Source organism: Chryseobacterium sp. CH25, assembly GCF_004119455.1.
Taxonomy (GTDB): domain Bacteria; phylum Bacteroidota; class Bacteroidia; order Flavobacteriales; family Weeksellaceae; genus Chryseobacterium.
The window spans coordinates 21,661-44,104 of sequence record NZ_NRQT01000010.1; the positions used below are offsets into that span (position 1 = coordinate 21,661).

The following is a 22,444-nucleotide window of genomic DNA, read 5'->3' on the forward strand; positions in this document are numbered from 1 at the left end:
TGAATAGGCTTATTTACCTGCAGAAGGCCACAGTCCAGCGTACTGAGAAGTACCGTAGTCGATAGTTTCAGCACTGATTACGAAGCTGATCAGCATACTGTTGCTGTCAATTGCATCGAAGTCTACTTCGTGTTGGATAACGTATCCGTTTTCCCATTTCAAAGTGATTAATGTTCCTTCTTCGTGAGATTTGTTGAAAACAATTTCTCCTACTGTTGGCTTATATTTTCCGTTCAGTAAGCTTTCAAGGATGTCTGATTTTTCAGTAGCTTCTACTGTAACTTTGATTAGTGCGTTAGAAGGATCTGATGCTACACGTCCTGATACGTCTGTTGATCTTGATACGCTGTAGTTCAGTTTTAATAATTTCTGACCTTCTCCGTTGTTGAATTTTAAGATTCCTCTCGAATTTCTTTCTGCCATGATTTGTAAATTTTAATCGTTAATAATATTTTGTGATTCGGTGATTGTGTAGCAAATATAGAGGGTCTTTTTTCGGAAAAAAACTTTTAACTATAAATGTGAAAAATTGTAGTAGTTCTACGACTTTTTGTAGTAATTCTACGATATTAGATTTAATAACTCTACTTAAACGCTCTACAGTAAAGATTTTTTTAAACTTATAAAACACTGAACAAAAGGAACATTTTCCACACAAATGAGAAATATTAATATTTTTTAAGAAAAAATTAACACACCTTAACTTTTACTTAAAATCATAAAATGAGAAAATAAAATGCTCAAATTTCTGGCTAAAAGACTTTAAAAATTAGGTGTATTTTACGAGGATCTGTATTCTCTGTAATGAATCCATGAAATATCCCTGGTTTTTATCTCCTTCTTAAATGCTAAACAGATTAAACAAATCAAAAAAATAGCCAGACCTAAGTGGTCTGGCTATTATAAATTTTCCGGATGGGCCTAAGGTTGTACCCCAGCACCCGCTCCACTACTTTCTTTTATTGATCTGGTAAGGATCTTGTGCTTTCTGAGAAGGAAATCAGGCATCAGATCTGTTGGCAGATAAAAAGAACTTTCTCCTTTTTTCTGTAACTCTTCTGTAATCCCTGGGTTCCAGGCAAGAATTTTACCTACCTCCACATCAAGTTCATCGGCAATTACACTGAGATTAAACCCGGCGTTAATTTCTGTTTCTGATAATGTTTCATTAGGTATTTTTCTATTTCCATCTTCAAAGAATACTTTATTAATTCTTGCGGAATTATAGTTGTTCAGCACGCTCTGAAGTTCCCCCGTTGCATAACAGGCATTCAGATATTTTTTAACGTGATTGATTGTTTCAGCAGGAAGGAATCTGTAGAATTCATGGTACTGACTGGAACCTGCAGCCTGCATAGCCTTGGCGACATTTCCTTCACCACAGTTGTATGCGGCCACTACCGTTACCCAGTTATTGTATTTTTTATACAAATTGGCAAGAGAAATAACTGCTGTTTTTGTACTTTTATACACATCTGTACGCTGATGTTCTGCAAGCCCATACTGGTTGGCATGTGCTGTCATCAGCTGCCATACTCCTACTGCTCCGGCACCGGAAGTAATATTTTTGTCAAAATGGGATTCAATCAGGGCTAAGTTTCTTAAATGCTTAGGAAGCCCTTTCTGTAGAAGAAGCTGTTCAATAAATTCAACAAGATCTTTGTTTGAATTTATGATTCCCTGATATTTTCTCACACTGCTTTCTGAAGTATCTGATGCAGCAAGAAACTGCCCGTTCACCATGGCAACAGTCCCCAAAAGCATTATCCCTGTAAAGATATTTCTGACAATTGTTTTCATCTCTAATGTATTTATAACAACAAATAAAAAGGCTAAAGAGTAAATTTATCATTCAGCCTTTTTACTTTATAATTTAATCTACTTTCCAGCTTAATTTCTCTTCTTCTTTATTCCAGTCTACATGAATTGTCTGTCCGGATTTTACTTCTTCTCTTACGATCATTTTAGAAATAGGTCTTGCCAGCTGTGCACGGATTACTCCGGAAATCTGTCTGGCTCCATATTTACTGCTGAATCCACCAAGAGCAAGGTTTTTCACCGCTTCATCTGTGATCTTTAAAGCAATTCCCAATCTTGTTAATGAAGTATGGAGTGATTTCAACTGAATATTAAAGATTCTTTCTGCAATAGATTCTGTAATTGGTGCAAAAGGAATGATTTCTGTAATTCTGGCTAAGAACTCCGGTCTGAACCTTCCTGAATTAGACATAATCTGCATCAGTGAGGATGATTCCGGAACTTTTCCTTCTTCAAACTGTTTTACAATCTCTTCACTTCCAATATTGGATGTGAATAAGATCAGAGCATTACTGAAATCGCCTTCTTTTCCAAGTTTATCATGTACTTTTCCTTCGTCCATAATTTGAAGAAATACGTCAAACACAGAATGGTGAGCTTTCTCAATTTCATCAAATAAAACCACAGTATATGGCTGTTGTCTGATCTTATTAACCAGCATCCCTCCTTCTTCGTATCCTACATATCCCGGAGGCGCTCCATATAGTAAAGCTGCCGAATGTTCTTCTTTAAATTCCGACATATCAAAACGAACCATTGCCTTCTCATCGTTGAACAACAGTTCTGCCATTGATTTAGCAAGCTCTGTTTTTCCGGTTCCTGTAGGTCCTAAAAGGAAGAAGGATCCAATTGGCTGCCCTGGTTTGTTTAATCCACTTCGGTTTTCAACAATAGCATCGGAAAGGATTTTTAATGCATGATCCTGACCTACTACTCTGTTCAGTAGAAGAGATTCCATGTTCAGTAGCTTTTCTTTTTCCTGTGCCTGAATCTTCCCGATTGGAATATTGGTTTTAGCGGCCATCACAGCAGCCAATTCTAAACGGTCTACTTTTTCTCTTTTTTTAGCTGCGTGCTGTAAAAGCTCTGCATAAGTATCTTCAATGATCTTCTGGATCTGATCTACCGGCATAGAGTTATCCAAAGCAGGCTGCTCACTTAATGATCCCCATAAAATAGGGCTTATTTTGTCTCTCAATAAATTATAAGTCCAGATCAGTTCATCTGCCTTATCTTTATTATCAATGAATTCTTCTTTTAAAATAGCGTCGTAGCTTTCTTTCCAGCTGTCCAGTTCTTTTTCAGAAAGTTCGTCCAACATTTTGATGGCAGCCATAGTTCTGTCTAACAAATCAATCGCAGCATCCGGTAATTTTTTACCTTTCGCATATCTTTTGGCTAAACGTACACATTCCGGAAGAGCAGTTTTTTCCACTTCAATGCCGTGGTGTTTTTTATAGCCTTCAAGAAGAACGTCAATCATCTTTACGCAAGTCTTTTCATCCGGTTCATTCACCGTTAATACTTCAAAACGACGGTTGAAAGCCTGTTCCGGTTCAATAATTTTTCTGTATTCTTCCTGAGTGGTTGCACCGATAACGGTAATTTCACCTCTGGCCAGTTCAGGCTTCAGAAGATTAGCTACGTTTCCGATGCTTCCTTTCGGATCTAAAAGAGTATGAATTTCATCAATGAAAAGAATGGCTTTTTCAATTTTCTTGCATTCATTGATTACTTTTTTAAGACGGTCTTCTATTTCTCCTTTATAAGAGGTTCCAGCTAATAATGCTCCTGTATCCAGTTCTAAAAGGGTTCCGTTTTTAAGCATTTCCGGAACGTTTCCTTTTGTAATTTCAATGGCAAATCCTTCTACAAGAGCAGTTTTTCCAACTCCCGGTTCTCCAATGATAATTACATTCGGTTTGCTTCTTCGGCAAAGGATCTCTACGAGCATTCTCAATTCTTTATCTCTACCGATGATGTTTTCAAGATCTCCTTTTCTGGCCTGTGCTGTTCTGTCTACACAATAACTTTTAATGGATGGTAGAGATGAATCCGCAAAGTCTGATCCATTGGAGAATAATGATGCAAAGTCTCCATTTTCAGAGACGGTAAACGGTGTATCTTTTCTGTACAGGTTGAAAATTTCATGTTCTCTTAACGGTAATGACTTCAATTGCTGAAGAGAGAATACTACCTGAGGTTTTACAATAGCAGTAAGGATACAGATGGGAGTAATCTCATCAAGTCCTAATTTTAAACGGATATCATCTGCTTCTTCTATAAGGGTATCTACAGCTTCATCCTGCCCTACTTCATCGGGAAGGTGGCTGGTTTTAGGATATTCTTCAATACGCACATCTGCCCATTCATAGAAATAGCCGGGATCTTTATCTATACTTTTTAAAAATTCATTAAGACCAATATCTTTATGCATAAGGGCCTGCAGAATATGTGGACCGCCATACGTACCATTATAGTTTTCCCTCGCTATCGACTGAGCAATATGAAATAGCTGTTTTACTGTTTCGTTGGTTACTAGTACTCCCATTTATAATTTTTCTTATATTAATATTTGCGTTCTGTTTACTATTGTTCCAGATGATTTGATGTTTTGCTTTTCAGAACCTATACTTTTTATGGCTGATAATTCAGAAATTAAAAAGGGGTTCTTTTATTCTGCTAAAATTAAATATTTTATTCTAAATGTGATAAAGATAGTTAATTCTTCAATTAGAGAAGTAATAACCGTCTTTTTTTATCTTTTCGTCTTTTTTAAACAGGTGATAAAATCCCGTATATCTTTTCACAAAGCTTAATTTCCTTTTATATATCCAGAAAATACAGAAGAATAAGGCTTACCCACTGAAGGCCAATATAGATATAAAAAATCATGGCTGAAGGTTCTGCCAGTTCATGTAATTTTTCAATCAGTGTGGTTTTGATGATGTCATAAAAGTCTACATTTTCATCTCCTAAATTCAGTTCGTCAAATTTTACTTTATTTAGAGCATACCCTAAAACACGCTTAAGAATTTTATTTTCTGAGCTGTTTTTGAATTCATTCACCAGTCTCACTTTTGCCAAAGCATAATCTGTACTATTACGGACAACCATCGGCTCATTGTTTTTAATTTTACCTACCACTTTATCAATAAAGGGAACCAAAATGGTTTTGGAATGATCATGAACAAGTCTGCTGATAATTCTTGACATCCCGTATTTTGTTGAGAAAATTCCAATACAAAACGGTGCAGCAATCATTAACAGATAGAAAAGTCCTGCAGATAAAGGCTTAGCCATCACAGTTACCATCAGGAAGGCAAGGGCTCCACTGTGCCCTAATGATGAGCCTAAACTTTCGGCCATAATATAGATTCCCAGAGAGAAAGTAATGACTGTTGAAAGAATTCCTATGGCATAAATCTTAAATAGACTGAAGATAAATACAGCAGAGAGTTTTGAAAAGTATTTAATGTGATCTGTGATTGTGTTCATTAAGGTTTAATTTGATAACATGGTTTTTGTTTGTGAAGAATACAGATTCTTCTAATGAGCGATACAATATAATCAATATTTCTATTGTAAAGGAATCCGTAATAACACTATATTTCAGCAGGAAATTCCCTGAAAGTTTATTCTTTTTCTATCCATCTGATATTTATAGAGTGCTATATTGATTTTATCAGCTTTATTTTGCCAAAGGATCGTCTTATCAACCCCAGAAAAAAGCATGGTAAATACAATACAGGATAACTGTCGCAATGATGGCTATCAGAATCTTTAAAATGACATTTTCAGCCACTTTTGTGAACAAAAAATGAGGGCCAGTTAAGAATAAAAATACCACTCCAATGGTTTCCCGAAGTAAATACAAAACACAGATCAGCCCCGAAGTTTTAAAACTTTTCCAAATCAGAAAAGCTTAAATCCTGTATTTTTGGCAAAGCATTGATTTTAATCTCTTTTTTCTTTTTGTTTAAGAGTTTCTCAGAACCTGTCACCTGTTCATACTCAATTTTCGTTTTGGCTATTAAGTCAATTTTCGTTTCAAATGTGGTATCTTTTCCATCCCATTTTACCCGTGATATTTTCACCAATTCAAAATTATTTTTATTCAGCCTGAATTCATAGCTGCTTTTCCTGTGATCAATATCAGTGAGCATTATTAATTTTCCATTTTCAATAAAAAAGTCCGGAACATTATTGCCACTATATTCCCCATTTTTACGGCTAGGGTATTGCCCCTCAATAAGTTTCGTAGAAGAAACGACCAGTTGAAGTTTCTTATTGGGTTGTGAGAGAAATATTTGCAATCTCGATGGTTGCGTCTTATCAGTTATATCCATTTCTACCATAATCCTGTCATTGCGTTTATCATTATTCAGATCCCCCACTTCTTCCTGTATCAGAGATGTAAAATTGTTTTTATTAACATTCTGTGAATATAAATTAGCATTGAACAAGAGAATGAATATAACAATGGATGATGATATTTTTTTCATTTTTTATTTTTATTGATCAATAAAACTTTGTCCGTAAAATTTATTTAGCCAAAGGATTATCTATTAAAGCACTGGTTATAATATAAACAGAAAAAATCAGACACATTATATAAAGTAATCCTAAAAAAGCAATAATCCGGATTAAATATAATGTCCAGTTATTTTTAATTATTTTTATGAAAATCATATCCATAAGAACAAATAAAATAGTTGTGGGGATACTTATAATCAAACCAAACTGCTTTATTATTTTTACAATGAGTTCTACATTAACAGATTCAATGATACTACTATAAATATATATAAAATAAACAATTACCATTAAATTTGACAGTAAAAAAACGAGTAGCGTTTTGCCAATGACTTGCGTTATATTTTTCATACTTTCTTTCTATATCCTGGATTTTTTCCTGAACTGAATACGTCTTTTAAACTATCTTCCACTTTTTTCCATAATTGGGTATGGCTTAAACTATGGGATGCCATAGCTAAATAGGAAAGAGATCCCGGTGCTTTCATAATCTCTTTGGCAAATGCCTCTTCATCTTTTGAAGTCACCAAATAAGCATGATATTTACCTACAAATTTCGAATATACTTCCAAATTCTTTCTCAGCTTTGTAATTTCGGTATCTAATTTTCCAAAAACCAAAGGCTCAAGTACCTGATCAATTGTGATTACTACCAAAGCCAACATAGAAGGTTTAATAAACTGGCTAAATAACCTCATCAGCAAATCTTCCAGCTCCCTGGCGTGTACTGCACCTTGTGCTCCTTTTAAAAAACCATCAAATTCTTTTCTTTTATTTCTGGAATTATAGGGATCGCTTTCAAAAATAGGTACATCTATAATGGACAGCGCTTTGGTTTGTTTTTTGGGCGTCCAGGATGTTTCATCAATACTATCAGTGATTCCTTTATTTTCTCCAAATAAACCTGCTAATAAGCTTAAGAGATAACTATCCTTTGGACTGCTTTTAATGTCAAACAAAGTATTTAAAACGCTCAGTCCCTGTGTCAGATTTAAATTTTGTGCCCATGTTACTTTATCATGCCCTTTTGCTATACCAGCATTGTAATTATTATACACATCATAGGTCCATCGTAGAAGACTATTTAAAAGGCTAACAAAAGAATCTTTTTCTTTTTGCAGGTTAGAATTTTCAATTTTTAAAGAATTAATATAGTTGATAAACTCTTTCGTAATCATATTCATTCCCAAAAAAGCTTTTGCCATTTCTTTCCAAGCCGGAACTGCTCTTTTCTTATGGCTGCTGGGAAGACCTATTCCCTTAAGATAAGTTAGAATAATATCTTTATCTACACTTTTCAATGTCTCTATACCCTTTTTAAACTTCTCTATTTCAAAAGACTTCAATAAGCCTTCTAAATTAGTCAAACTGAAGTCTGCAATCAATTGTTGGGTCAGATCATACTCATTATGAACATTAATGATCTTACATTCTTTATGTAATTTTCCATGATTCAACTGATGTTTCTTCTGGAAAAAAGGAGTTGATAAATACGTGATACTTTTAACCTTCCATTCTTTAGGAAATTCTGTAATCTTACGAGGTTTCAAAATACTGGATTTTGCAATCATGTCCTTACTGGAGATAAGCTCTGTAAACTGATTAATGACATTACCTCCATGTGAATGACCAATGAGGTGCAAATGTACTTCCTGATTTTTCCAGCCAGGATACATTCTTAACAACAGATCAAATAATCTCTCGGAAGCTTTGATTCTTTCCTTGGTGTCATTATCACCAGACCAACTGAAAAAATCTCCTTCAATATTTAAATCATTAAATTGAGGTTTAAGTTCCTTGATTCTGTTCCATAAATTATTTAAACTTTCCTTTGTTTCTTGCTTGGTCTTTTCATCAATATATTTCCAATAGCTTGTATTGGCCTTATGTTTTGTTCCTTCAGTATTTCCAGGGTCTGTAGTTCCGGCGACAAACATAAGAATATCAATAATTCGCCCTTCTCTTTTAGGGGAATCTTTGGGATCTCCATATCTCACTCCTTTTCCCACCCCAGTTTCGGTTACGGTCTCTCCGGCAGAAGTAATAATACTTTCTTTGGCATACATATTATGCTCTCCCTCAGAAATTTTAGTATACGTTCCCTTTACAATTCTCGTTCTACTCATGGCTTAATGATATTAAAATTTTCCTTAGCTACTGTTTACTGTTTTTATATTTCCGGATAAAAAGATACTACTAAAATAGCATTTTTATTATTTATTTTTATGAATTGTATTCAATTCAGTTTTGATATAAAAGCTTAATTAACTGCTTACAAACGGAACTTTTTTTTTCTCCAACTCTTTACCTGTCTGACCATCTAAAACTACCCTTTGTATATCTCCACCAGGGATAAGATATTTTATTACCCATACTTTTTTACCATTAAGGGTTTCTTTTCTTACCTGAGTATAAAAACCCGATTCATGATATCCCTTCGGAAGCTCAATCTTATTCTTTTCGCAATATCTCACTAACTTTTCAGGGGTAAAACCATACCCTTCATCTGTATTTTCTTCCTTGACAAGCTTACCAGATTCATCAAAATAGTACCAGACACCAATAGAAGATCCTTCATTGAAAAGCCTCCCCTTCTTTTTTATATATCCATTATCGTAAAAAAACTTATTAGTATGTAAGAATGAATTACGATTAAAACTACGTTCTCTGTATATAGCACCTGATGGTTGAAAATTATCCTGAATGGACAAATCATCTCCCATATCAAGAATTAAGATTTCATTTTTTGAATTTTTTGAAAATTTTCAATATCAAATTTTTCAAATTTATTATCAACTGTGGGTAACATATCTTTTCTATTCTGCGACTTACAAGAAATAACAAGTACTAAAATTAGAAAAAACATCACCTTTTTCATATTTTTTTTGAAAATATTCACTAGCTGCTTACAAACGGAACTACTTTTTTCTCCAACTCTTTACCTGTCTGACCATCTAAAACTAATTTTTGTATATCTCCTCCCGGAATAAGATATTTTATTACCCATACTTTTTTACCATTAAGAGTTTCTTTTCTTACCTGAGTATAAAAACCCGATTCATGATATCCCTTCGGAAGCTCAATCTTATTCTTTTCGCAATATCCCACTACCTTTTCAGGGGTGAAATTATACCCTTCATCTGTATTTTCTTCTTTAACAAGCTTACCTGACTCATCAAAATAATACCAGATACCTATGGGTGAACCTTCATTAAAGGCAATCCCTTTTTCTTTTATATTCCCGCTTCTATAAAATAGAATATTCTTATTAAACACACTATTATTATCATATTGTTGTCTTATGTATCCAAATGACTGTCTGTCTTCAATAATTATATCATTATCAATGTTTTTTACAAATGTTCCTCTTGTAGAATTTTTCTCAAAGTATTCCACATCGAATTTCTCTAAAGATCTATCAATTGTTGGTATCATTTTATTATTTTTTTGAGACTGGCATTGTATAAATGCATTAATCAATACCATTAGAATCATTTTTTTCATACTACTTAATTGAATTGTTAGCCTGTTTCCATTCCCAATAAAATAATGAACACCTATTACTGTTGTTGCCCGAGCCTAAACGATGTGAATAATCTAAAAGATTGTCAGTTTTCTTAAACTCATATGTAAACAACGCATCTGATGTAGTTTTTTTATTGGTGAAAGTATGAGGTAAATTCATTGCATGCAGAAATTCATGAGCTGCAGTCTGGTCATTTTTACTTTTGAATACAACAACATAATCAGCTCCAGGAGATGAATACCCTGATACATTCCCTCCAGCTGGATTATAGCCATTTTCATCAAAATAAAAGGCTTTAAAATGCTTATTATATTTACCTGGATATGTTTTCTCTAATTTATTTTTTAAATAGCTAACTAACGACTTACCTCCACTAGATTTACCAGAATCTATCTCACTATTCGTAATAAAATTATTAAAGTCTTTTTCAGCGGTAAGATCTAACTCCACAATAATAGAAGAATCAGAAAGTTGGATATAAGCCTGTTCAAGATATTGATTAATTCGGCTTTTCTCAAGAGTAGCATTTGGCTTTTCTTCTTTTTTTGATGATATAGCTGGTGTTCTTATTTCAACAAAAACAACATCCTTCTTCTTATGTTTTGTTGCATCATTAGCCCAGACGTTTACCCTTCCAACGATTGCTTCTACAGTTGTTCCCTTATCATCCTTAAAGGCTTTTAACTCTATTGTCTGATCTGCAGTAAACTCTTTAATGCATTTAATAATTACTTCAAAATCATTCAAAGAGACTTTTTTCTTCCCTTTAATTTCAATTTTATTAGGAGTAAATGTGAAATAATCAGACTTTGTAAATTCCAGATAATCTGCTTCATCTTTAATCTCCGCAAAGAAAGTTATTTTTGCTTCTTTATCTTTCTTCAGAGAAAGCCATGGGACATAATATTCTTCTGCTACTTCTTTTCCAGCTTTATCTTTATGGGTTTTCCAAGGTATAGAAAAAGGTTTATACTCTCTTTTTAAAGTATTAAACATTGTTTCATCAGCCTTAAAAACCCCATCATATTTGTTAACGTAAGTAGATTGAGAATTATCTACTAATTTTTTATATGTTGAATCAAAATATTGATAAGCAACTACATCTTTAAATGAATTATCATTAAAAAGTTTAGTATCGTCTAATCTTACCCAGTCAAAACCAAACTCACCTTTCCAATTTTTATTGGGACGAAATTGTACAATCAACTGTATAAGCTGTTCTAATGGCGGAGAATCAGGTTCATTGAAGCTCACTCCTTTAGCCTCACCTTTTTCAGTAAACCATTTAAGGGCACGGGAGACAATGCTCTCCTGTGAGTACATATTGTGATCTTCTTCAGTGATTTTATTGTAAGTACCCTTTACAATTCTTGTGCGGCTCATTGCTAATGGGCTTTAGATTTCTCACCACTGTTATTCTGTACTTCCTGCTGTGCGTGTTTATTGATAGAGGCATTGGATGTAATATTCATTTCTTTTTCAGAAACTTCATTACGTCCTTTTTTTGTTTCGCTGTGTACATCTCCTTCAATAATCTCCGTAAGTTTTCCGGTAATAAACGTACTTGCATTTCCAATGACTGAGGTAAGTTTCATAGCTCCTACGCTTTCAGTATTGTTCAGTCCTATGCTGTCAGATTTATTCATTCCCACTGTTGTCGTCATATTTTCACCTACATTGATGTTCATATTCTTACAATTCAGGGTCATGGTTTCCGGAGCGGTGATATTGATATTGCTTCCGGTAGTATCCAGGTGAATTTCATTACCGCTTTTATCCGTAATAATGATACTTTCATCTTCTGTAAAGACAATTCTGTGTCCGCTTCTTGTCTGGATAGATTTTACACGGTTGTCTGCACCTCCTCCAAGGCCAATTCCACCATGGAACATTCCCCCCATTACAAACGGACGGTCCGGGTGACTGTGCACAAAGTTGACCATTACCTGGTCTCCAACTTCCGGAATGGCTACATATCCACGGTTTTGAGTGATCTGATCTGTTCCTCCTGCATCAGGACTCATCACTCTTACAAAGTGAGTGGTATCATTCATCTGCCAGTCAAATCTTACCTGCACTCTTCCCTGTCCTTCCGGGTCTGCATTGGCAATTACGGTGGCAATCTGAGGCTGTGCTACAGGAACTGTAAATTCAGGTTTTGGTAAAAATCCTGTATCTGCAGCTATAGATTCAAAACTTCCTTTATAATGTCCGATGGTATCAATTTCGTGAACAGCTTCGGTAACCATAACTTTGGTAAAATAAGAGGTTTCGTTACTGTCCGGTTTTCTCATGTGAATGTCTACTACACATCCCGGGTGTAGGAATGGTACTGTTGTAGAACCTGAAACTGAGAATACACTTACGGCTTCACTTCCTGCAGTACTTCTCTGAGAATGTTCCACATCCAGATGGGTAGATGCCTTAATAGGTGCTACCTGAAGTGCAGGTGTTTTATAGATTTTATCGTTATGGCCATATGCTGTTTTAGCCAGATCTCCCAAATGGTTAACCGGAGTTTCACCGGAAGTCAGCTTTTCATTTTTACTGCTGTTATAACCGTAGTATTGTGGTTTTGTATGGACTGCTTTCAGTTCTACCCTGATATCATCAGCATTGCTTCCGTAAGTAAGCTTTATAGGCTTGTTCTGAGGTGGAAGTTTTCCGAAGTGAAGAACTTCGCCGTCATAGTAAAACTGTTCTCCATAGGCTTCTGCCATTCTTGCAAGATAGTTATAATGCGTTTCGTTGTATTGGCTGCTGTAGATAATCTGAGAATAATCGTTGGTATCCACTCTGATATCAAAACGTCCTTTATCAATTCCCTGTTTAATTACTTCTTCGGCAATGATTCCCATATTAACAGGCTGGCCGCCACCAAAACTCTGGATGTGCGGAGCTCCATCCAACAGAATTGTTGGGCTATATCCTGAAAGCACGATATTTCCAAGGCTCATCTTTTCCTGACTGAACCCTACTTTGGTAATGAGTCCAACGAAGTTTCTTTCGGGACTGTTATCAATATCTTTATAGGAAATAATAGCGGTAAGACGTTTCCCCAAAAACTTATTAGCCTCCTCAAGGGTATGACTCTGTCTGTCTCCCAATGCATCATGGGCAAGAGTAAGGCTGAATTCGTGATGGTGATCTGCTTTTTGCTTAAGTGTGAAATGTTTGTAATACTTAATAATCTTTCCCTCCACAACCAGTGAAAGTTTTACCAACCGGTTGATCCCTGCATGGTGGTTTTCAGATACCCCATCAGCATTTTGTGATGGACGGAAAGAAGAACCCTTTGTCTTTGTTTCGGTTTTCATATGCTTTGTGTTTAGTTTAGTATTAAAGATAGCAATATTTTACAAAATAGTCATCATATCAATGAGATATGAAAAATTAATCAACATAAAAAAATTTCTGTCAGGCAAAAAAAGACCGTCTTTAACATGGACAGTCTTTTTTTATGAATGTTGATAATGTGTAACAATTTTAGCTTGTTGGCCAAAGTCCGGCATATTCAGAATTACCATAGCTGATGGTTTCAGCACTCACTACGAAACTAATGAACATACTGTTGCTGTCTACAGCATCAAATTCTACCTGGTGCTGGATAACGTAACCGTTCTGCCAGTTCAAAGTGATTAATGTTCCTTCTTCGTGAGATTTGTTGAAAGTAATTTCTCCTACTGTAGGCTTATATTTTCCGTTCAGTAAACTTTCTAAGATATCTGATTTTTCAGTAGCTTCTACTGTAACTTTGATTAGTGCGTTAGAAGGGTCTGATGCTACACGTCCTGATACATCTGTTGATCTTGATACGCTGTAGTTCATTTTTAGTAATTTCTGACCTTCTCCGTTGTTGAATTTTAAGATTCCTCTCGAATTTCTTTCTGCCATGATTTGTAAATTTTAACCGTTAGTAATATTTTGTGATTCAGTGATTGTTTAGCAAATATAGAAGGTCTTTTTCTCTAAAAAAAACTTTTCACCATAAATTTGAGAAATTGTAGTAGTTCTACGACTTTTTGTAGTAATTCTACGACAATGGATTTATACCCCACCTCATAACAACCACCAATAAAGCATTTTAAACTTTATCCCCAATGAAAGAAAAAATACACTTTTACACTTAATCGAGAAATAAAAGTCCTTATCAATTCAAAAATGAAAGATTTTTAATTAAAATCCCGCATCAGAAATCAGGAAGAATATTCCGTCATCAAAATAGTATGAAGGTATTCGACAACGTATTGTTCAATAAAAAAAGCAGAAGTAAGATTACTTCTGCTTTTTTATGATGATAAAACTAACAATTAATGTTTAGTATATTCCGGGGCTTCTGTTGGAGCCATGGTTGGAGTAAAGAACTCGTTCAACCAATAGAACGTCTGCCCGTTCTGTTGAATTTTCACTGCCGGATTATTTCTGTGGTTCAGCATTCTTTCTGCTAAATCCTTATAGTGATGGAAATAAGTTCTTACCGTTTCATTACGAACTATTTTTGACTTCTTCCATCCTTTCAGTTTGAATTTAGCCAGTATTTCTTCTTCAGAAAGATCGAATCCGGTACTCATTCCGATAGCGTAAGACATTGGCAATTCATACAGGTCTCCTTTATCTAAGAATTTGATTGTTGGATTGTATTTCTTCAACAATCTAACATATTCCTTAATTGCTTTTGACTGGCTGAAGCCTGGTTTATCCGGTTCTGTATTTCTGTATACTTCAGAATAGAAAGCTTTAAGATTATCATATTCTGATTCAGAAATAAGGATTCCTTTTTCTACACTTGGTGTAATTTCTTTCAGTTCTTTTGGTAAATATCCTTTTACAAGGAATGGATTTCCGTAGTTAATCAGCTGTGCAGCAATTCCCGCAGAAACAGGGTTAGTAAGTCCCGGATACAGATATTTATACTTTAAATCTACATCTGTTTTCCCTGCTCCTACTGAAGAGTGGAAATATTCATTCAATGACTTATCTACACTCTGATTATCTACAGTAACCTGTGCAATAAGGCTATCTACTGATTTTTTAAGGAATCCCGGAGTAGCTACATCTCCTTTTTTAGGGAAGATTACAAATCCCTGAGACATACTCTGTTTAGGGTAAGCTAAAGAGAAGAATCCTTCATCACCTTCTACAAGGCTGAAATTATTCTTGGTAAGAACATCAGACTGGTTAATAATCTTTTGCTTTTTAAGCTCAGCAATATTTTTAGCAGTATTCGTTACCACATTTTCAGCCATTAGTACAAAATCATTATAAGTATCTGAAGATCTTGCGCTGGTCTGGAACATAATTAGTCTTGCCTGAGCCTGAGTAAGGGAACCAATTACACTGTACATGTTTCCGCTTTGGTTAGCAGAAGTACCTACAGTGACTACAATATTGGTTTCATCCGGAACATTGGAAAGAAGGTTTCCTGCGGCAGAAAGAGCCTCTCCTACCGGTTGGTAGCCATTATTGCTGGCACAGTTCATTTCATTCGTTTTCTGATCGATAAACGTTGTAATCTTACTGTAATCAGAACTTAGGTTGGAAACCGCTGTGTTGTTACCACAAGGGTTGTTTTTATATAGAACTACCCCATATTTTACGTTATTGAAATACGATGGTTTCTCAAATCTAAGCTGAAGGTCCTGTAATAAAGATTTTACAATAGGAGCATAAGGTGCATTTCCGGCACTTATATCCAGTGCAAAAACAATATTGATGTTTTTATCTCTATCTGTAATTTCTTTATAACGGTCGAAATAGATAGGTTCTCCCAATACATTAAATACGTAGTTTTTACTGTAATCAAGGATATTGGTGAAATATTTGGTTTTGGAATCCGGGGTTGGAGTTTCATTTAAAGCCAGGGTTACCGGGAAGATATTTTCCAGAGGTTTTCTCTTGTTTACGTCGGTAAGAAGAATAGCTGTTTTATTTTCAGCATCTGATCCTGACGCTCCCGGATATCCTTCACGTACTCCCAACTCAGTATCTGTAATCCCTGTTGTATTTTTAAGTTTGATGGCTGAACGCTCACCCCATGCAGAAATTACGTTGGAGCTTACCCATCCGTAAAGCCCTTTACCAATACTGTCAATATCAACAGACGGTTTTTTACCTACCAGGAACCTTTTGTTATTTTCAGCCTGCTTGTACACATATACCATCTGCCCGTTAGGGATCTTAACATTGGCAGTTTCAATAAGACTTGGAGAATTGAACACCATGATAGAGTCATTCTTATAGTATCTTTCAGCATTTCTGATAACCTCACTGTTATTAGGTACTACTGCAACTCTTACAGGATATCCTGTTCTTTCATTTTTCAGAGAGTGATTCCATAAAAGCAGGTCAGATTCATGGATCCAGCCGTAGGTTTTAATGGATTTTGAGGAGACTTTTTTCATTAAGGCATCCGGAACATATTCCGCAACCTTTACCATTCCGTCTCTATGTTTCAGAACCATTAAAGGTTCCAGGAATTTTACTTCTTTATATGATTTTTCATCATCTTTATCCAAATAAGCCGTATTTCTTGATCTGTCTGAAATAACGATCCATGGAACGGATTTTTTAGGATAACCGTTGACAACTGTTGAATTATCTACCTGGCCATATTGAGAAGGCTCAGGGGTCTTTTTTGACGGCAGCTTTACCTGGCAACTCGTCAACAATACTGATAATCCTATATAATATGCTGCTAGAGGAAATTTATTTTTCATCCTATTTTATCTTTTTATGATTGGCACATCCGGAAAACCGGACGGTATTATTTGCTTTGGTTTATATCTACTTTGGTTACACAGTTCTGTGTATCATCTAAATTCACCTTTACAGTCTGGATCACAGTATTCTTATCAAACTGAAGACCTGCACAGTACATGTAGAAGTTATTTACTTTACTATCATTTACTTTTACCACTGTGTTTTCATTGTTACACAGATATGTTTTTAACAGGTAATTGTAATGCATGTTGAAACTGTTTCCGTTCGCAATCTGCTGTAAGTGATATTTGAAATCGTTATCAACTTTCGCATAAGAATCTTCTACAGATACTTCTTCCTGTTCCAAAGAGTTATAAGCTGGAAGGATTTTGATACGGTGGTAGATAGGCTCCTGACTTTCTTCTGTATACAGGGTTACCACATAGTCTCCCGGTTTTTTATAAGCATAGATCGCTAATTTCTCTTTAGCATCGGTATTTCCCGTTTCTCCAAACTTCCACGCAAATTGCGCAGCGTTGGAAACAGCACGGAACTGTACGTTTTCATTTTGCATTGCCTGTGTCTGAGCTTCTATTGTTGTTTTAGACTTTACACTGTCTTTCGGCTGTTTGATGCTTCTTGCAGTCACCATAACCGGGAATGATTTTGTGTACTTGTTGTCAACAATCAAGCTTACCTGATAGTAGCCAGGTTTATTATAGAAGTGGATCCCGCTGTTTTTATCAGAAGTTGTACCGTCTGCAAAATTCCATCTTTTGGTTTTAGCAAACTGGGTTTTATCTTCAAATAAAAGAGTATCTCCTACTGACAATGTAGATGGGTAAACTACTGCAACAATATCATCCGCAGAATGGATCACTTTTTTCTGCAGCCATAGTGCAACAAGTGCCGCAATGAGCAACGTTGCAATAACACCGATAATAATGTTCTTCTTGTTCTTTTGAAAATAATTCATAGTTAATAATTGTGATGTGTTTTATTTAAAGTTCCTAAATTCATTGTTAGTTTATTGGGTACGTGCCTTCAACTCACTCTGACGTTGATAAATCTTATCCTGTTTATCTTTAAATCCTATTCTGCACTCCTCTACCTGCTTTTCAAATCTCTTGATGTCTTCCGAAGTGGTTGAAATTACCTTTTTATCTTCGTAGTACATTTTGTAAAATTTAGCAATTTGTGGGTAGGCATCTTTTCGGGTATCAATAATATTATCACGACGTTTAAAGTAGTCATTAAGATCATTAACCCCTACAAAGATATTATTTTCCACAAAAGGCTGCGGAGCTTCATCGGTAAGCTTCGTAATCATGGTATACGTACTGTCCATGATCGGAATAATAATTTTTTGGTGCTGTTCAAATTCAGACTTTTGTTCAAGATTCTGAATTCCTCTCACATCTTCATCAGAAAACGGAGATTCAAATCCTTTTAAAAAGATAACTCCCAGAAATAACATGGCAGTGATAAGCATCAGTATTAAATAAAAAACTGATAATGCCTTTCCTTTTTAGATAGTGTAATTTGTCCTTGCATATCTTTATTTTTTATCTTCTTCTACCTCCTGTGAAATTTCTTGTGGGATCTTTTCTAAGCTCATTATTGGCCCTGCTTACTTTTCCCATACATTCATCAAGATCTCTGAGAACTGTTTTCTTCTTGTATTCTACTCCAATAATATTAGTTTTCAGAGTAATCATAGGTCCTATCTGCTTCATTAATGCAGCGTAGTGCTTAAAGCTTTGAGTACTGTCTTTCCCCATAATACTTTTAACACTTCCCACGTTATCCATAATACTGGTTCTTAGAAATGCATCATTTTGCACCTTGTTCATATCAAGCTGAGTCATTTTTTCGTAAATATCATCTACACTACTCTTCAGCAGATCACTTCTGCGCATTAATTCCTTGTAAGCTTCAGCTTCGCGACTTATCCCTTCACGTTGTATATCATAGCTCTTAAAGAAGAGGTACAAACAACTAAAGGATACCATAGACAAAACGGCAAAAGAAAGTATAAACTTCCAAATGCCCATTCTGACGTCAGATTTGTTCAATTTTTTTCCCTGTTAGAAGACATATGTTTGCGATTTGTTTGGCCTGTGAAAGTATAAAAAAAAATTTTATGCACAATACGTATTTTCCCTGCCCGGATTTCGTGAAATCCCGGTTTAAATTAATATTAATTTTCTCTTTAATAAGTTTTTCATAAATTAGGCCTCTGAATTTTAAATATCATTTGCCAAATCGATATTAAGAATGAGTAAAATATTATCTAATACCGTGCGTTTTTCTATAGCAGACAGCGATTTTTATTTTAAAAAAATAATGATCAAAACCTTGATGGAGAACCCTTTCTATATGCTGTTGAACGACTGTAACAATGGCCACGAGCTGGTGAACAGGATCTACAGAAGACAGGAAGATGTATTCATTATTGAGCTGTTTATGCCGGTATTGAGTGGAATTGAAGCGATTAAATATATAAGGAAAAACAATACAGAAACACCTATTATCACTTACTCCGGGACTTACCAGGAAGATATGGCTGAGATTCTGTCGAAAATTCCTAATATATATTACTGTCAGAAGAACAGTACTATTATTAAAGATATTATTAAAGGTAATATTGCTTCTGATGAGTTTGATTATCAAGCTTATTCCAAAGAATGGGAACAACAGCCGCTTGCCGTACAGGAATATATGGACAGGCAGAAGAAGGGACAGGAAGAGCTTTCTCCGGCCGAGATACAGCTGATGAGATTCTGTTACGAAGGTTTCAGTAATAAAGAAATTGCAGAAAAACTGAACCTGAGTACAAGAACAATTGACACCTATATCAACCGTCTTACGGAGAAATTGGGATTAAAGACGAAACTTCATCTTATCCGTTTTTGTGTGGAAAACGGGTACTATAATTCAAGTATGTAATTGATTATGAGAGATGGAACACATAACAGAAAGCTCTGTCAGGTTGATTGTTATACGTTCTATTTTTACATCATTATTGATAATTTTCCATTATAATACTGTAATATTATTTTATCGTTAAATTATCTCTAGCCAGCGTTAACATAGCATATACATTAATAGCTCAACTATTTGAACAAAAATATTTTGCCACTAATTTGCTAGTATTCAATTTTTTTAACTAAATTTGCACACCTAAAATTTAAAATTAAAATAAGGAAATGACAAAGGCAGAATTGGTAAACACCATCTCAAATAAGTTGGGAACAGAAAAGAATGAAACACAGAAAGTTGTAGAAGCTTTTATGCAGGAGATCAGAACTTCTATGTATAATGGGGATAACGTTTATCTGAGAGGTTTTGGATCTTTTATCATTAAAACAAGAGCTGCTAAAACAGGAAGAAATATTTCTAAAAACACTGCGATTGAGATTCCTGCTCATAACATTCCTGCTTTCAAACCTTCAAAATCTTTTGTTGAGAAAGTAAAAACGAAAGTTGCAGTAAAATAAGAACATTAACTGAATATTAACTAGTTACTAAAAAATTAAAATTATGCCAAGCGGAAAGAAAAGAAAAAGACACAAGGTTGCGACTCACAAAAGAAAGAAAAGAAGAAGAGCGAACAGACATAAGAAAAAATAATCTCTTTTTCTCGAGATTTACAATATAATAATATAGTTGGTGGTTTTAAATTTTTAAAGTTCACCGACTATATTTTTGTTTGCAACTATAAGATTCCGCGGAAAACGGATGGTTTCAAATATTATTTTAACAAAAATATAATGGTTTTCATTCTAAATCCTTATATTTAATAGATGAATTAATCTAGAACAATACCAATTTCCTAAAATCTTAACAATTTTTATCTGATAACAAAATGAAGAAAGAACTAATAGTTTCGCATGAAGATGATCTTACAAAGATTGCACTGCTGGAAGACGGAAGACTATGTGAACTTCATGAGCAAGAGGACAAAAGCGATTTTATAGTTGGAGATCTGTTTATAGGAAGAGTAAAAAAGCTGGCCCCTAACCTTAATGCCGCATTCGTAAATATAGGATATGACAAGGATGCATTCCTGCATTATCAGGATTTAGGACCACAATACCTTACATACAGAAAGTTTTTAAAAGATACGATCTCTAAAAAACAAAACTCTTCAAGCTTAAAAAATTTCGAGATACAGCCCGAAATAGATAAAAACGGAACGGTAGACAAAGTTATTGCTAAGGACGATCTGGTCCTTTTACAAATTACCAAGGAACCTATATCTACAAAAGGTCCCAGAATTTCTACCCAGGTTTCACTGACAGGACGTTTTTTGGTTTTAATTCCATTCGACAATAAGGTTTCCATTTCTAAAAAAATTAAAAGTTTTGAAGAAAAGGAAAGATTAAGAACTCTGATTGACAGCATTAAGCCTGAAGGTTTTGGAGTTATTATCAGAACCGTAGCCGAAGGAAAAAAGGTAGCCGACCTTCATAATGATATGAATCAGTTGATTCAGAAGTGGGAAAGTACTTTTAAAAATATCCAGAAAAACAAAGTTCCGTCTAAAGTTTTAAGCGAAGAAGACAAAGCTTCAGCTATTTTAAGAGACAATTTTAATCAGGATTTCGTGAATATCATCTGCGATGATGAGCAAATGGTGAATGAAATGACCAATTACGTTGAAGTAATTGCGCCTGAAAAGAAAAATATTGTCCAGTTTTATGATTCTCATATTCCACTTCTGGAATATTACAATGTTGAAAAACAGCTTAAACAGAGCTTCGGAAAACATGTCAACATACCAAGCTCCAAAGGTGCTTATCTTGTTATTGAACATACAGAAGCCCTTCACGTCGTAGACGTTAACTCCGGTAACAATATTACAACCGGAACCGCTGTCAATAAAGAACACGCTCTTAAAGTGAACAAAATGGCAGCTACTGAGATTGCCAGACAGCTTCGCCTCCGCGATATGGGCGGTATCATTGTGATCGATTTTATCGACATGCCAAATTCAGAGCACAGAAGAGAGCTCTATGAACACCTTAAAGAGGAAATGAAGCGTGATAAAGCACGCCACAAAATTCTTCCTCCAAGTAAATTCGGTCTCATCCAGATTACCAGACAAAGAAACCGTCCGGAAAAACAGATTGAAACCAAAGAAGAAAACCCGAACAAAGACGGAGAAATTGTAGCTCCAATTGTGATCGTGGAAAGAATGGGTGAAACTCTAAGAAACATTCTGCAGAAAGAAAAAGGAAAAGTCTACCTGCATGTACACCCATTTGTAGAAGCTTACTTAACGAAAGGCTTCCTTAAAAGTATCCAGATGAAATGGTTCATGAAGTACAAAAAATGGGTAACCATTGTACCAAGAGATTCTTTTAAATATTTAGAATACAGAATTTACAATTCTAAAAAAGAAGAATTGATAGAATTCTCTAATTAAGACAAAATTTTAAACCTTCAGTTGAACTGAAGGTTTTTTATTATATTTGCAAAAAAACACATAGAACTCAAACAGAATGAAAAAAAATCTATTACTGGCTACTTTGGTAGCTCAGAGCATTTCTGCTCAAATTATATCTTATGACAATAGCTTCTCTTCTAACGGAAAGTATACTATTACTGAAGCTTCTAATTCCTACTACACTAATACTGTTCAACATTCAGACGGAAGTCTTTACGAAAATGCAACTACTGAAGTTATTTTATCCAAATTAAACACCAATGAAGCAGTAGATACCACTTTTGGAATAAATGGTGAAGTAAAGACTTCCGACTGGAATTTATACCATAAAGGTTAGATTCACCAATGGAAAGGAAACAACTAAAAAATTGATAAAAAATTAATAATAACCATATCGGAATAAAAAGTATTCA

The 22,444-nt window shown here is 34.8% G+C and carries 20 protein-coding genes; 4 read left to right on the forward strand and 16 right to left on the reverse strand.

What is annotated here, in order from left to right; genetic code table 11:
* Positions 1-9 precede the first annotated feature (9 nt).
* The 16 genes from tssD (BOQ64_RS18840) to tssO all read right to left on the reverse strand — a co-directional run bounded on the left by tssD (BOQ64_RS18840) (position 10) and on the right by tssO (position 18,654).
* The gene (tssD, locus tag BOQ64_RS18840; protein ID WP_068939439.1) at positions 10-423 is read right to left on the reverse strand and encodes a type VI secretion system tube protein TssD; all 414 of its coding nucleotides are present in this window, start codon (positions 421-423) and stop codon (positions 10-12) included.
* Between the two features lie 498 nt (positions 424-921).
* Positions 922-1,800 carry a lytic transglycosylase domain-containing protein gene (locus BOQ64_RS18845; protein WP_129059070.1) on the reverse strand — a complete coding sequence of 293 codons (879 nt, stop codon included), beginning with the start codon at positions 1,798-1,800 and terminating at the stop codon, positions 922-924.
* 73 nt (positions 1,801-1,873) lie between these two features.
* A complete protein-coding gene (locus BOQ64_RS18850) occupies positions 1,874-4,369 on the reverse strand; it encodes an ATP-dependent Clp protease ATP-binding subunit (RefSeq protein ID WP_129059069.1) in 2,496 nt (831 codons plus the stop codon).
* 275 nt (positions 4,370-4,644) lie between these two features.
* A complete protein-coding gene (locus tag BOQ64_RS18855) occupies positions 4,645-5,316 on the reverse strand; it encodes a hypothetical protein (RefSeq protein WP_129059068.1) in 672 nt (223 codons plus the stop codon).
* Between the two features lie 401 nt (positions 5,317-5,717).
* Positions 5,718-6,323, reverse strand: a complete 606-nt coding sequence (locus BOQ64_RS18860; protein WP_129059067.1) for a hypothetical protein — start codon at positions 6,321-6,323, stop codon at positions 5,718-5,720.
* A 40-nt stretch (positions 6,324-6,363) separates the two neighbouring features.
* Positions 6,364-6,705, reverse strand: a complete 342-nt coding sequence (locus BOQ64_RS18865) for a hypothetical protein (RefSeq protein ID WP_129059066.1) — start codon at positions 6,703-6,705, stop codon at positions 6,364-6,366.
* On the reverse strand, positions 6,702-8,480 hold the full coding sequence (locus BOQ64_RS18870; RefSeq protein ID WP_129059065.1) for a hypothetical protein: 1,779 nt from the start codon (positions 8,478-8,480) through the stop codon (positions 6,702-6,704). Before BOQ64_RS18870 ends, BOQ64_RS18865 begins: the two co-directional genes overlap by 4 nt.
* Positions 8,481-8,618: 138 nt before the next feature.
* Positions 8,619-9,077: a hypothetical protein gene (locus BOQ64_RS18875; RefSeq protein ID WP_228448477.1), complete on the reverse strand. Its 459-nt coding sequence runs from the start codon at positions 9,075-9,077 to the stop codon at positions 8,619-8,621.
* Between the two features lie 175 nt (positions 9,078-9,252).
* Positions 9,253-9,789, reverse strand: a complete 537-nt coding sequence (locus BOQ64_RS18880; RefSeq protein ID WP_129059064.1) for a hypothetical protein — start codon at positions 9,787-9,789, stop codon at positions 9,253-9,255.
* A 70-nt stretch (positions 9,790-9,859) separates the two neighbouring features.
* Positions 9,860-11,263 carry a hypothetical protein gene (locus BOQ64_RS18885; protein ID WP_129059063.1) on the reverse strand — a complete coding sequence of 468 codons (1,404 nt, stop codon included), beginning with the start codon at positions 11,261-11,263 and terminating at the stop codon, positions 9,860-9,862.
* Between the two features lie 2 nt (positions 11,264-11,265).
* Positions 11,266-13,197, reverse strand: coding sequence for a type VI secretion system Vgr family protein (locus BOQ64_RS18890; protein ID WP_129059062.1), 1,932 nt, complete (start codon positions 13,195-13,197; stop codon positions 11,266-11,268).
* A 169-nt stretch (positions 13,198-13,366) separates the two neighbouring features.
* A complete protein-coding gene (gene tssD, locus BOQ64_RS18895; protein WP_129059061.1) occupies positions 13,367-13,774 on the reverse strand; it encodes a type VI secretion system tube protein TssD in 408 nt (135 codons plus the stop codon).
* A gap of 416 nt (positions 13,775-14,190) precedes the next feature.
* Positions 14,191-16,596, reverse strand: coding sequence for a type VI secretion system protein TssR domain-containing protein (gene tssR / locus BOQ64_RS18900; protein WP_129059060.1), 2,406 nt, complete (start codon positions 16,594-16,596; stop codon positions 14,191-14,193).
* A 47-nt stretch (positions 16,597-16,643) separates the two neighbouring features.
* Positions 16,644-17,555 carry a PKD domain-containing protein gene (locus BOQ64_RS18905; protein ID WP_129059059.1) on the reverse strand — a complete coding sequence of 304 codons (912 nt, stop codon included), beginning with the start codon at positions 17,553-17,555 and terminating at the stop codon, positions 16,644-16,646.
* A 51-nt stretch (positions 17,556-17,606) separates the two neighbouring features.
* Positions 17,607-18,071 (reverse strand): type VI secretion system transmembrane protein TssO, encoded by a 465-nt coding sequence (locus BOQ64_RS18910; protein WP_262708778.1) that lies wholly within the window; start codon positions 18,069-18,071, stop codon positions 17,607-17,609.
* Between the two features lie 73 nt (positions 18,072-18,144).
* Positions 18,145-18,654 (reverse strand): type VI secretion system TssO, encoded by a 510-nt coding sequence (gene tssO, locus BOQ64_RS18915; protein WP_228448478.1) that lies wholly within the window; start codon positions 18,652-18,654, stop codon positions 18,145-18,147.
* Between the two features lie 202 nt (positions 18,655-18,856).
* Here tssO and BOQ64_RS18920 point away from each other — a divergent pair, with 202 nt between their 5' ends.
* The 4 genes from BOQ64_RS18920 to BOQ64_RS18935 all read left to right on the forward strand — a co-directional run bounded on the left by BOQ64_RS18920 (position 18,857) and on the right by BOQ64_RS18935 (position 22,368).
* A complete protein-coding gene (locus tag BOQ64_RS18920) occupies positions 18,857-19,528 on the forward strand; it encodes a response regulator transcription factor (protein WP_129059057.1) in 672 nt (223 codons plus the stop codon).
* Positions 19,529-19,788: 260 nt separating this feature from the next.
* Positions 19,789-20,079 carry an HU family DNA-binding protein gene (locus tag BOQ64_RS18925; protein ID WP_002984212.1) on the forward strand — a complete coding sequence of 97 codons (291 nt, stop codon included), beginning with the start codon at positions 19,789-19,791 and terminating at the stop codon, positions 20,077-20,079.
* A 368-nt stretch (positions 20,080-20,447) separates the two neighbouring features.
* Complete coding sequence (locus BOQ64_RS18930; protein WP_129059056.1) at positions 20,448-22,010, forward strand: ribonuclease E/G; 1,563 nt, start codon at positions 20,448-20,450, stop codon at positions 22,008-22,010.
* Between the two features lie 76 nt (positions 22,011-22,086).
* Positions 22,087-22,368, forward strand: coding sequence for a hypothetical protein (locus BOQ64_RS18935; RefSeq protein WP_129059055.1), 282 nt, complete (start codon positions 22,087-22,089; stop codon positions 22,366-22,368).
* Positions 22,369-22,444: the final 76 nt, after the last annotated feature.

What these genes read in the sequence shown, in the direction of transcription:
- BOQ64_RS18920 (WP_129059057.1), top strand. Translation starts at nt 18,857, where the DNA reads ATGAGTAAAATATTATCTAATACCGTGCGTTTTTCTATAGCAGACAGC.
- BOQ64_RS18935 (WP_129059055.1), top strand. Translation starts at nt 22,087, where the DNA reads ATGAAAAAAAATCTATTACTGGCTACTTTGGTAGCTCAGAGCATTTCT.
- BOQ64_RS18905 (WP_129059059.1), bottom strand. Translation starts at nt 17,555, where the DNA reads ATGAATTATTTTCAAAAGAACAAGAAGAACATTATTATCGGTGTTATT.
- BOQ64_RS18925 (WP_002984212.1), top strand. Translation starts at nt 19,789, where the DNA reads ATGACAAAGGCAGAATTGGTAAACACCATCTCAAATAAGTTGGGAACA.
- tssR (WP_129059060.1), bottom strand. Translation starts at nt 16,596, where the DNA reads ATGAAAAATAAATTTCCTCTAGCAGCATATTATATAGGATTATCAGTA.
- tssD (WP_068939439.1), bottom strand. Translation starts at nt 423, where the DNA reads ATGGCAGAAAGAAATTCGAGAGGAATCTTAAAATTCAACAACGGAGAA.
- tssD (WP_129059061.1), bottom strand. Translation starts at nt 13,774, where the DNA reads ATGGCAGAAAGAAATTCGAGAGGAATCTTAAAATTCAACAACGGAGAA.
- BOQ64_RS18885 (WP_129059063.1), bottom strand. Translation starts at nt 11,263, where the DNA reads ATGAGCCGCACAAGAATTGTAAAGGGTACTTACAATAAAATCACTGAA.
- BOQ64_RS18860 (WP_129059067.1), bottom strand. Translation starts at nt 6,323, where the DNA reads ATGAAAAAAATATCATCATCCATTGTTATATTCATTCTCTTGTTCAAT.
- BOQ64_RS18910 (WP_262708778.1), bottom strand. Translation starts at nt 18,071, where the DNA reads ATGCTTATCACTGCCATGTTATTTCTGGGAGTTATCTTTTTAAAAGGA.
- BOQ64_RS18880 (WP_129059064.1), bottom strand. Translation starts at nt 9,789, where the DNA reads ATGATACCAACAATTGATAGATCTTTAGAGAAATTCGATGTGGAATAC.
- BOQ64_RS18850 (WP_129059069.1), bottom strand. Translation starts at nt 4,369, where the DNA reads ATGGGAGTACTAGTAACCAACGAAACAGTAAAACAGCTATTTCATATT.
- BOQ64_RS18845 (WP_129059070.1), bottom strand. Translation starts at nt 1,800, where the DNA reads ATGAAAACAATTGTCAGAAATATCTTTACAGGGATAATGCTTTTGGGG.
- BOQ64_RS18890 (WP_129059062.1), bottom strand. Translation starts at nt 13,197, where the DNA reads ATGAAAACCGAAACAAAGACAAAGGGTTCTTCTTTCCGTCCATCACAA.
- BOQ64_RS18870 (WP_129059065.1), bottom strand. Translation starts at nt 8,480, where the DNA reads ATGAGTAGAACGAGAATTGTAAAGGGAACGTATACTAAAATTTCTGAG.
- BOQ64_RS18930 (WP_129059056.1), top strand. Translation starts at nt 20,448, where the DNA reads ATGAAGAAAGAACTAATAGTTTCGCATGAAGATGATCTTACAAAGATT.
- BOQ64_RS18875 (WP_228448477.1), bottom strand. Translation starts at nt 9,077, where the DNA reads ATGGGAGATGATTTGTCCATTCAGGATAATTTTCAACCATCAGGTGCT.
- BOQ64_RS18855 (WP_129059068.1), bottom strand. Translation starts at nt 5,316, where the DNA reads ATGAACACAATCACAGATCACATTAAATACTTTTCAAAACTCTCTGCT.
- BOQ64_RS18865 (WP_129059066.1), bottom strand. Translation starts at nt 6,705, where the DNA reads ATGAAAAATATAACGCAAGTCATTGGCAAAACGCTACTCGTTTTTTTA.